This window comes from Moritella sp. (genome assembly GCF_033791185.1).
Lineage (GTDB): Bacteria > Pseudomonadota > Gammaproteobacteria > Enterobacterales > Moritellaceae > Moritella.
Window position 1 is genome coordinate 1 of record NZ_JASJHF010000135.1, and the last position, 11,274, is coordinate 11,274.

General features: G+C 41.5%; 10 protein-coding genes. 7 read left to right on the forward strand and 3 right to left on the reverse strand.

Annotated features, from left to right (window positions below):
* Positions 1-211 precede the first annotated feature (211 nt).
* From QNK26_RS07925 to QNK26_RS07935, 3 genes are read left to right on the forward strand one after another with little or no spacing between them, the layout of a single operon-like run.
* Positions 212-2,008 carry an assimilatory sulfite reductase (NADPH) flavoprotein subunit gene (locus tag QNK26_RS07925; RefSeq protein ID WP_319222058.1) on the forward strand — a complete coding sequence of 599 codons (1,797 nt, stop codon included), beginning with the start codon at positions 212-214 and terminating at the stop codon, positions 2,006-2,008.
* The gene (gene cysI, locus QNK26_RS07930; RefSeq protein WP_319222060.1) at positions 2,008-3,696 is read left to right on the forward strand and encodes an assimilatory sulfite reductase (NADPH) hemoprotein subunit; all 1,689 of its coding nucleotides are present in this window, start codon (positions 2,008-2,010) and stop codon (positions 3,694-3,696) included. Before QNK26_RS07925 ends, cysI begins: the two co-directional genes overlap by 1 nt.
* Positions 3,689-4,450 (forward strand): phosphoadenylyl-sulfate reductase, encoded by a 762-nt coding sequence (locus QNK26_RS07935; RefSeq protein WP_319222061.1) that lies wholly within the window; start codon positions 3,689-3,691, stop codon positions 4,448-4,450. Before cysI ends, QNK26_RS07935 begins: the two co-directional genes overlap by 8 nt.
* Positions 4,451-4,523: 73 nt before the next feature.
* Here the strand turns inward: QNK26_RS07935 and QNK26_RS07940 are convergent, their stop codons facing one another.
* The 3 genes from QNK26_RS07940 to QNK26_RS07950 all read right to left on the reverse strand — a co-directional run bounded on the left by QNK26_RS07940 (position 4,524) and on the right by QNK26_RS07950 (position 7,190).
* Positions 4,524-4,913 carry a hypothetical protein gene (locus QNK26_RS07940; protein ID WP_319222062.1) on the reverse strand — a complete coding sequence of 130 codons (390 nt, stop codon included), beginning with the start codon at positions 4,911-4,913 and terminating at the stop codon, positions 4,524-4,526.
* Between the two features lie 133 nt (positions 4,914-5,046).
* A complete protein-coding gene (locus QNK26_RS07945) occupies positions 5,047-5,487 on the reverse strand; it encodes a phosphoadenosine phosphosulfate reductase (protein WP_319222064.1) in 441 nt (146 codons plus the stop codon).
* A gap of 245 nt (positions 5,488-5,732) precedes the next feature.
* Complete coding sequence (locus QNK26_RS07950; RefSeq protein ID WP_319222066.1) at positions 5,733-7,190, reverse strand: aminoacyl-histidine dipeptidase; 1,458 nt, start codon at positions 7,188-7,190, stop codon at positions 5,733-5,735.
* Between the two features lie 324 nt (positions 7,191-7,514).
* Between QNK26_RS07950 and gpt the strand changes: the two genes are divergently transcribed.
* The 4 genes from gpt (at position 7,515) to QNK26_RS07970 (ending at position 11,174) form a co-directional block, all read left to right on the forward strand.
* Complete coding sequence (gene gpt / locus QNK26_RS07955; protein ID WP_319222068.1) at positions 7,515-7,976, forward strand: xanthine phosphoribosyltransferase; 462 nt, start codon at positions 7,515-7,517, stop codon at positions 7,974-7,976.
* 229 nt (positions 7,977-8,205) lie between these two features.
* Positions 8,206-8,616, forward strand: coding sequence for a sigma factor-binding protein Crl (gene crl, locus QNK26_RS07960; protein WP_319222070.1), 411 nt, complete (start codon positions 8,206-8,208; stop codon positions 8,614-8,616).
* Between the two features lie 187 nt (positions 8,617-8,803).
* The gene (proB, locus tag QNK26_RS07965) at positions 8,804-9,907 is read left to right on the forward strand and encodes a glutamate 5-kinase (protein WP_319222072.1); all 1,104 of its coding nucleotides are present in this window, start codon (positions 8,804-8,806) and stop codon (positions 9,905-9,907) included.
* 10 nt (positions 9,908-9,917) lie between these two features.
* Entirely contained in the window at positions 9,918-11,174 is a 1,257-nt protein-coding gene (locus QNK26_RS07970) for a glutamate-5-semialdehyde dehydrogenase (RefSeq protein ID WP_319222074.1), read from the forward strand.
* Positions 11,175-11,274: the final 100 nt, after the last annotated feature.

Sequence of the window (11,274 nt, forward strand, 5' to 3'; positions counted from 1 at the left end):
ACTATTTTGCCATGTAATAGACCTGAATTGAACCGTTAATGTTAATGGGTTGTGGCACTTACGTTGGTCGTGTTGGTGGTTTATTGGTGACATATACACAAACAAATTAGCCCCATATAACAAAAAGGAATAAAAAATCATTATTTATTCTTTGTGGTTATTCTTAACAGTCGTTAATCTTGAATTAATTCAGCACAGTGGAAGCCGTAATATGCGATTAAAGGAACTATCATCATTGGCGAGTCCGTTGAGTGAACTGCAGTTATCACAATTGCAATTAGCGCTTAATGATTTGTCTCCAACGCAAACCGCGTGGGTAAGTGGATATTTGGCAGGGATAAGTCAAGCATCTGAAGGTCAACAACAGGTTCAGGGACCTGCAACGCAACCTGCTCAACGCGTGACTATTTTATTTGGTTCACAGACCGGTAATGCTAAAGGTGTTGCAACAGAGCTTTATGAGCAAGCACAAGCACAAGGCATTGCAGCCCGACTTGTGAATATGGCTGATTATAAAGCCAAAGAATTGAAAACAGAATCACACCTATTGATTGTGGCAAGTACTAATGGTGAAGGTGAAGCACCTGATGATGCGATTACTTTCCATGAATTTTTAGCCTCTAAAAAAGCCCCGAAAGTGTCAGGGCTTAAATACAGTGTCTGCGCACTAGGTGACTCAAGCTACGAATTTTATTGCCAAACTGGTTTAGAGTTTGATGATCGTTTAGCGGCATTGGGCGCTGAAGCTGTGGTTGCACGTGTTGACTGTGATGTTGATTATGATGATGCTGTTGCAACGTGGAGCGAGCTAGCCCTTACGGCAATTAAAGCTACATTGAAAGAAGCGACTACGGCTGCCACGCCAATTGCAGCTGTCGCCTCAAATCACGTTACTAATGCGTATTCTAAAAAGAATCCATTTAAAACAGAATTGCTCGTGAACCAAAAAATAACAGGGCGTTTTTCAACTAAAGACATTCGCCATGTTGAGATCGCGTTAGAAGATTCAGGCATTAGTTATCAAGCCGGTGATGCCTTAGGGATCTGGTTTAAGAATGATCCTATTCTGGTTGATGCCATCTTAGAACAATTGGAACTAGATGGTGCTCAAACGGTTACTGTTGCTAACGAAACTCAAAGTTTACGTGACGCACTGATCAATCGTTTCGAACTAACCCAGAGCTACCCAAGCTTCATTCAAGCATATGCTGAACTATCGGGCTCGAAAAAATTAGCTAAGTTACTCGATGATAAAACGGCCTTGCGTAATTATTGTTATGGTCGTCAAATATTAGACGTCATTGATGAAAAGAAAGCGAAATTAACGGCAGAGCAGCTACTTGGTGGTTTACGCAAGTTAACTCCACGCCTTTACTCAATAGCTTCAAGTCCTAATGAAGCGGAAGACGAAGTGCATTTAACTGTCGCTGTAGTAGACTACCAGCAAAGTGGAGATCAACGTATTGGCGGTGCTTCAGGCTTCCTTCAACGTCTCGAAGAAGGTGCTGAAATTGAAGTTTTTGTTGAACACAATGATAACTTCCGCCTACCAAGTAATGATGAAACACCTGTGATCATGATTGGCCCAGGAACGGGTATTGCGCCATTCCGCGCGTTTGTACAAGAGCGTGATGTACGTGAAGCCGCTGGTAACAACTGGTTATTCTTTGGTAACCAACATTTTACTGATGACTTTTTGTATCAAACTGAATGGCAGGATTATTTAAAATCAGGTCTACTGACTAAGATGGATGTGGCTTTCTCACGTGATCAGGCTGATAAGATTTATGTTCAGGATCGCTTACGTGAAAATGCGGCAGAATTGTATCGCTGGTTAGAGCAAGGTGCACATGTATATGTGTGTGGTGACGGCGATAGAATGGCGAAAGATGTCAATGAAGCATTGATCGATATTGTCGCAGAACAAGGTAAATTAGCGCGTAGTGAAGCAGAAGAGTATATCGCTGAACTACGTCGGAATAAACGTTATCAGAGGGATGTTTACTGATGAGCGATATAAAATTAGCGGTTAACGAACGCATTAAAACGGAAAGTAATCTTTTACGCGGTACTATCGCTGAAGGTCTCGCAAATCAGATCACTGGCGGACTGTCAGATGATGATATGCAATTAACTAAATTCCATGGCTTTTATCAACAAGATGACCGTGATATCCGCGCTGAACGTCAGAAACAAAAATTAGAACCTCGCCATAGCTTTATGCTACGAGCGCGTGTTCCTGGTGGGATCTGTACTCCGCAGCAATGGCTAGAGATCGATCGCATTGCCAGTGACCTGACTATTTATGGCAGTATCCGTTTAACGACGCGTCAAACATTTCAGTATCACGGTATTTTAAAACCACAAGTAAAGCCGCTTATTCAAGCATTAGGCTCAGTTGATTTAGATTCGATTGCGGCCTGTGGTGATGTGAACCGTAATGTAATGTGTACGCCAAATCCGGTGGAATCAGCATTACACCAAGAGGCGTATGCGTGGGCAATTCGTTTAAGTGATGACTTGTTACCAAATACCAATGCGTATGCTGAATTATGGCTAGATGGCGAAAAAGTAACGAGTAATGAAGTTGAACCTATGTACGGGCCAACTTATTTACCACGTAAATTTAAGATCGCTGTCGCTATTCCACCCCACAATGATGTGGACATTCACGCCAATGATTTAAATTTTGTTGCTGTAGGTGATAACGGTAAATTAGCTGGTTTTAATGTGCTCGTTGGTGGGGGCATGGGGACAACCCATGGTGATGTAAATACCTTCCCTCGTTTAGCGGATGACTTAGGTTTTGTAAAACCAGAAGATGCGGTTGAAATTGCTAAAGCAGTATTAACAGTGCAACGTGATTGGGGTTGCCGAACTGATCGTAAACGTGCGCGCTTGAAATACACCTTGGAAGACAATGGCGTTGATAAATTCCGTGCCGAAGTTGAATTGCGTTCGGGCATTAAATTTGAAACACCTAAAGCGATTGAGTTTACCACCCGTGGTGATCGTTTTGGTTGGATAAAAGGCGTTGATAATAAATGGCATTTAACCCTATTTATTGAAAATGGTCGTATTGTTGATACTGAAACTCATCCGATTAAAACCGGGTTAGTTGAAATTGCTAAGATCCATCAAGGTGATTTTAGAATGACAGCAAACCAAAATTTAATCATTGCTGGTGTAGCTGAACCAGATAAAGCGCAAATAGAGCATCTCGCACGTCTATATGGGTTGTATTCAGACGAATTAAGTCAGCAACGTTTGAACTCGATGGCGTGTGTTGCACTACCAACATGTGCGTTAGCAATGGCTGAGGCAGAACGTTATTTACCATCACTGGTGACGAAAGTGGAAGGTTTATTGGCCAAACACGGTATTCCAGGTGAACACTTTGTGATGCGTATGACGGGCTGTCCAAATGGTTGTGGCCGTCCATTCTTAGCGGAAGTTGGTTTTGTTGGTAAAGGTCCAGGTAAATACAACATGTATTTGGGTGCGAAGAATAATGGCATGCGTTTAAACAAGATGTATCGAGAAAACATTGGTGAAGCAGAGATCTTAGCGATCTTGGATACATTAATTGCTGCATGGGCAACGAATGCATTAGCTGATGAACGCTTTGGTGATTTTGTGGTACGTAGTGACGTCATTAAACCTGTAATTATTGCGTCGAGAGATTTTCATGGTTAAATTGAACCTAGATGAATTATTAACCTTAGATAAGGCTAGTCAGAAAGCGGCTTTAACAGTGGTTAATGCGCAACTTGAGAACATGACTGCGCAGCAACGTGTCGATTGGGCTGTGACTGAGTTAGGTGACAAGCTGGTATTGTCCTCTAGCTTTGGTATCCAAGCGGCCGTTTGTCTACATTTATTAACCCAGTTTAAAGCTGATATTCCGATTATTTTAACTGATACGGGGTATTTATTCCCCGAAACCTATCAGTTTATTGATGAGTTAACTCAGCAGCTTAGTCTTAATTTACAAATATATACCGCGCCACAGTCACCTGCTTGGCAGGAGTCGCGTTATGGTAAATTATGGGAACAAGGTGTTGAGGGCATAACTCAATACAATATGCTTAATAAAGTTGAACCAATGAAGCGTGCACTGAAAGAACTCGGGGCACAAGTGTGGTTCTCTGGTTTACGCCGTAGTCAGTCATCAAGTCGTGAGGCATTACCGGTATTGTCTATTCAAAATGGCTGTTTTAAATTTTTGCCTATCATTGATTGGAGTAACAAAGAAATTCATTATTATCTGCAAGATAACGGCTTAAATTATCATCCGTTGTGGGAGCAAAACTATGTATCTGTCGGCGATGTGCATACATCTCAACCTCTACAAGCAGGCATGACAGAAGAAGATACCCGCTTCTTTGGTTTAAAGCGTGAATGTGGTTTACATGAAGAGAGTGATGAAGTGGGGGGCAGTGGTATTTAATCACTAAGTCATCACCAGATTATGTTGATTGCTAATATCTTGTTTAATAAAGCTTAGTGCTAAATTTTTGGTGCTAAGCTTTTTGCCATTCAGGAATAGCGTTATCAACCGGCGCTGTTTTAGGTGCCGATTGTTCCTGCTCTTTTTCATCTTCTGATGCTGATTGCTTGGCTTCATCTAATTCTTTCTGTAACTCTTCTATTTTTTGCTTGGTTTTATCCCAGCCTGATTCTGCACCTTGTTTTAAGGATTCGAACCACTCATCGCTGTTATCCGCACTTTCTACTAATAGCTCATCGGTTTTGCCCTTCGCGGCTTCCATTGCTTTATTTGTTGCTTCTTTGGTTTTATCCCATGCTTCTCCCATTGCGTTTTTAGATGCATCCCACGCCTCATCGGCGCTACTTGCTTGCACCATAAATGTCGAAAAGCAACTTGCTAGACTAATTATTAAAATGGACATTCTTTTCATTATCACTCACTTATTCTTTAAATAGGATCGTTTATATAACTAAATTATAGCAAATATTGCTCTGCAGCGTCATCCCTCAATGGGTATACACTATGATTACTGTGGTGGTATAACATCGCAACGGTTATGTATGTAACAACAGAGCAAGAGCATCAATTTTATATTTGGCGATGATGACTAACAAGATGGTGACAAAGGCGAGTAGTGTCCCACATATTCCAGCCACTTTTCCTTGCAGCCAAGTTAGCATGCCAATGGCGATAATGAATAAGAACAGGGCAATACTCGCAGACGTTGTGCCAATCGCTCGTACTTGGCTGATTTTTTCTAATACTGGGGCTGAGAAAGTGGTAATGGTAGCCACTTCAATACTTAAACGCACATCGATATAAAGTGCCACCACAAAGAGCAAAGATGTCAGGGTAAACATCAGTAAGGTGATAGTGCTATAGATACTTTTTCGGTTGCTGCGTAAGATCTGTGCGGCAATGGATAAAGAAAAACCAGCCATTAATCCGCTGATAAAAGAGACTTGATTAGTCTGCAGCTCGAGAATTTCATTCATAGGCGATCACCATTAAAGAACGTTATAGCATTATGATACTGACGTTATATACCCAAGTTATTTTAAGATGCTATATCAGAGACTAGCAGGGATAACAGAACAAGGCGCAATATGTCGATGATGGTTATTCCATTTTTATGTATATCTGTATTTCAGCTACAAAAAAGCCAAGTACGAGACTTGGCTTTATGAGCATAGACCTAGGACTCACACTTACTGAATCGAGCGGTACAACATGATTTAACTTACTTAGTTGGAATCACTTTTAGGATTGCCAGTAAGTATTTCCAGAACAGACCAACAGTGGCTATATTTACTTTCTCATCTGGTGAATGTGGGAAGCAGATCGTTGGACCAAATGAAGCCATATCCATGTTTGGGTAAGATGTTTTGAATAAGCCACATTCAAGACCGGCATGGATCACCATGATCTTAGGTAATGAACCAAATTCGGTCTCGTATACTTCACGCATGACTTGCATAATTGGTGATGTGGTATCTGGTTTCCAGCCTGGGTAAGCGCCGTCAAATACTACTTTACCGCCAGCTAATTCAAATACTGATGCGACCATTTCTTGTGCATCAATACGGCAAGTGTCAGAGAGCGAACGGACCAAACATTGGATAAATACGCTATCATTTTCTGTTTGTACTACGCCGATGTTTGATGATGTTTCAACAACCCCTTCAACTTCGTCACTCATGCGCATCACACCGTTGAATACGCCGTTTAAGGCTGCAACAAGGCGAGTCTGGCAGTCAGTTGTTAATACTTGTGGTTGTTCAACTATTGGCGTTAAGCTTACTTCGATAAACGGTTCTGTTGCACTGAGTTCTTTTTTGATTGCTTGAGCAAAAAACTCGAGGCACGCTTTAAATTCTTCACGTTGTGCTGGTGCGACGGTGATTGTTGCAAACGCTTCACGTGGGATCGCATTACGTAACGTACCACCATTAATTGCAGCAACTCGAATACCAATATCACGACCCGCTTCTTTTAGAAAACGTGCTAATAATTTGTTGGCATTACCACGACCAAGGTGAATATCAACACCTGAGTGGCCGCCTTTTAGACCTTTGACTGTGATCTCAAATGTTTGATGATCGCTTGGCGCTGCTTCAAGTTGCAGTGGGAATTGGATGTTAGCGTTAATACCGCCTGCACAACCCATGTAAACTTCGCCTTCGTCTTCTGAATCTGTGTTTAGTAGGATATCACCTTCTAACCAACCCGCTTCGAGACCAAATGCACCTGTCATGCCTGCTTCTTCATCAATAGTTACAAGTACTTCAAGTGGACCATGTTCAATATTGTCTGAACAGATAACTGCAAGGCTTGCCGCAAGACCAATACCATTATCTGCGCCTAATGTTGTGCCTCGGGCTGTCACCCATTCACCGTCAACATAGGCATCGATAGGGTCTGTAATAAAGTCATGTTCGGTGTCAGAATTTTTTTGCGGAACCATGTCCATGTGCGCTTGTAATACCACACCCTGACGGTCTTCCATACCTGCCGTTGCGGCTTTACGTAGGATAAGGTTACCTACTTTATCTTCTTTGCATTCGATATTATGATCTTTCGCTAATTGTTGGATCCACGCAGATACTTTCTCTTCATGCTTTGAAGGACGTGGGTTTGCACACATTTGCTCAAAAATATTCCAAACAACTTGCGGTTCTAAATTACTTAAATTTGCCACTTTGGTAGCTCCTTAATTGGAATTAATCATTATATTTAGCATTATACAAAGGATGTTCCAGTTTATTAAGATAGTAAAGAGGAATATGCCAAATATACTGTGTTAATCTATAGTTCTGCGATACTGTAAACAAGTTGTAGTTTTATCCTGCCCTATAAGGGGGATTACTAGCTAATAACTTGTCCTGAGAGTCAAGTGCTGGTATCTTTACGGGTTGCAAATTGAGTGTACAAATTAGGGTTTTTTTGTACATAAATCCTTCGTTGATGATTTTATATAGCTACACTTTAGTTCGTTCGCTAAGTGTATACAGAGGTTGGTTAAATGAGTGATAAATTTATAGTATCTTGGGATGATTTACAGCGTGATACGCGTAAACTTGCTCGTAAGCTTCTTCCTGCATCACAGTGGAAAGGTATTATTGCGGTGAGCCGTGGTGGTTTAGTTCCTTCAGCTATTCTTGCTCGTGAATTAGAATTACGTCATGTTGATACAGTATGTATTTCAAGCTACGACCACGATCATCAGCGTGATATGACAGTATTAAAATCTGCTCCGGGCGACGGCGAAGGTTTTATTATTATTGATGACTTAGTAGATAGTGGTGAAACGGCGAAGAAAATACGCCAAATGTACCCTAAAGGTAAATTCGTCACTGTTTATGCTAAGCCGCTTGGCGAGCCTTTAGTTGATGATTTTGTTACCGCTATTAGCCAAGATACTTGGATTGAATTACCTTGGGATATGGCTATTGAATTTGTAGAACCAATCTGTAAACAAGGTTAATTAAACTAACGAGAGTATACGTCAGTCTGTATTCTCGTTATTAAACAGTGTCGTAAATTGCGACACTGCATTTCACCAACATTATCTCCTGTAAATTCCAAATTATTTAGTCGTATTATTTGCCCTACCTTTATTATTAACTATACTTAATAGTTACCCCCCTCGATATTTACAGTGAATCATTTATAGCTCTTAACTCATCACGCTAAGCAAATAAGAGATAATAATTATGCCAATACCGACTGACCCAAATTTGATTTATTTTCGTAAACGTATCCGTATTTTAAATGCTCTCGGCCCTTATTTAAGAGAGAATAATTGCCAGCCCACTTCTTTTTACTTCGACTGCTTTAGCATCTGTGTTGATGCTAATATTGAGCCTGAAGAACGTGAGTTTCACGGTTGGTGGTTAGAGATGAAATTAGTGGATGACACGTTTGAATATCATTATCAATTTGGAACGTATAATAAAGCTGGTGAGTGGATCGTTGCGCCCATACCCAAAGCGTTTAAACATGATGTCACAAAATCGCTGAATGCATTTTATGAAAAGTTATCTGTGTGTCTGATCGAGCAATTGGGCTTTAACCTAAAACCATCCTCCATCTTGGCTAAAACCTTGATCTTGTCTGCGGCATAACATCATGATTATGTCTTTATTTTTATTAATTGACCTTGATCCTGCGGTCTACTAATAAATGCAGCGTTAGATCTGATTAAAGTATGGTGTTTCACTGTACTTTCCCCGCCTATCAAGCTTTCCCCTATTGTATAAAAGTGCTTCTCAGGTCAAAATACTGGTTAAGTTAGTAACGAGAATGAGTTAAATGGCTAAGAAAACCATAGTGGTGAAATTAGGAACTAGTGTATTAACCAGTGGCACAGCGAAATTAGATCGTGCACACATGGTTGAGCTAGTTCGTCAATGTGCGCAATTGTACAAACAAGGGCATGATATTATTGTTGTTACGTCGGGCGCAATTGCGGCTGGTCGTGAGCATTTAGGCGCCCCTGAATTGGCCCCCACCATGGCAAATAAGCAGATGTTGGCCGCTGTTGGCCAAAGTCAGCTTATTTTTACTTGGCAAAGCCTGTTTAATATCTACGGTCTCAATGTTGGCCAGATGTTATTAACACGTGCTGATCTTGATGATCGTGAACGATTTTTAAACGCGCGTGATACCATGCGTGCATTACTTGATAATCGCATTGTACCGATTATTAATGAAAATGATGCGGTCGCAACGACTGAGATCAAAGTCGGTGATAACGATAATTTATCCGCGCTGGCAGCGATTCTAGCCAATGCCGACACCTTAATATTGTTAACCGATCAACAAGGCTTGTTTACCGCCGACCCACGTAATAACCCCGATGCGAAACTGATTGAGGTTGTCGATGTAATTGATGATGAATTACGTCAATTAGCGGGTGGTACTGTCGGTGGTCTTGGCACTGGTGGCATGGCAACTAAGTTGCAAGCGGCTGAAATTGCTTGCAGAGCGGGTATTGATGTCGTTATTGCTGCGGGTATTGCCGAAGATGTGGTACTGCAGATTGCTGACGGCAAGCGTGTTGGTACCTTATTTCCTTCGCATATCAGTCCATTAGAAAGTCGTAAACAATGGATTTTAGCGGGCCCGCCGCCATCGGGTCTGGTGATTATTGACGATGGTGCGGTTAATGCGGTGAAACAAAAAGGCAGCAGTTTATTACCGAAAGGTATTTCTGAGGTGTCGGCAACCTTTAAACGTGGCGATGTGATTCAACTGCAATCGTTACAAGGCAAATTGCTCGGACGTGGCATTTGTCGTTATACCAGTGATGAGCTTGCTACCATTGCAGGTTGTCATTCGTGTGATATCGAAAGCAAGTTAGGCTACGGCTACGGTGCTGTAGCCATACACCGCGATGATTTAGTTTTATTTTAAGGAAGATAGCGTGTTACAAGAATTAGGAAAAAAAGCCAAGATTGCGAGTTATGTATTAGCAACGCTAACAACGGCAGCAAAGAATAATGCATTAGAATGTATTGCTTGTGAACTTGAGCATCGCCAAGCCGATATTTTAGTCGCCAATGCGAAAGATATTGATGCGGGTAAGCAAAACGGTTTAACGGATGCGTTACTTGATCGTCTATTATTAACAGAAGCAAGACTCGCTGACATTATTGCTGATGTGCGCAGTGTTATCGCATTGCCTGATCCAGTAGGCGCAGAGTCAGAAGGCAAAGTATTAGAAAACGGTTTACGTTTATCGAAACGCCGTATTCCATTAGGCGTAATGGGCGTGATTTATGAAGCGCGTCCAAATGTAACGATTGATATTGCTGCATTAAGTTTAAAAACAGGTAATGCTGCCATCTTGCGTGGTGGTAAAGAAACCGTTCATTCAAATGTTGTGTTAGTCGATGTAATTCAAGCAGCATTAGAAAAGGCACAGTTACCAAAAGATGCAATTCAGGTAATTGCAGATCCAAATCGTGAATTGGTGACAGCATTATTAAAAATGGATAAGTATGTCGACATGATCATCCCACGTGGTGGTCCAGGTTTACATCGTCTGTGCCAAGAGCAAAGCACTATTCCAGTCATCACTGGTGGTATGGGTATTTGCCATGCATTTGTTGATGCATCTGCTAATGTTGAAGATGCATTGGCGATTATTGAGAATGCCAAGGTACAGCGTCCTTCAGCTTGTAATGCATTGGATACAGTATTAGTGCATAAAGACATTGCAGCTAATTTCTTGCCGTTATTAGCTGAACGCTTAGAAAAAAGTGCTGTTGAATTGCGCGCAGAGCCAAAAGCGCATATTGCCTTATCAAACGTAAATGCGAAAAACGTGCACGTTGCAACTGCTGATTGTTTTGATCAGGAATGGCTGGCGTTGGTATTAGGCGTTAAAGTGGTTGAGGACGTTGAAGAAGCTATTGTACATATCCGTGAGCATTCCACAGAGCACTCTGATGCGATCTTGACGGACAATCTAAGCAATGCGACGCGTTTCTTAAATGCGGTTAACTCAGCGGCTGTTTACGTGAATGCAAGTACGCGCTTCACCGATGGTAGTCAGTTCGGTTTAGGCGCTGAAGTGGCGGTTTCAACGCAAAAATTACATGCGCGTGGCCCGATGGGATTAGAAGAATTAACCACCTATAAATGGATTGCAATTGGTGATGGTTTAATTCGTCCATAAGCATTGCAGTGCTAATTTGATTCAGTGTTAAGGCAGTCCTGTTATATGTGACTGCCTTTTTTATATTCGCCTAGGAAAATTGTGGGAGAGCTTATGGCTC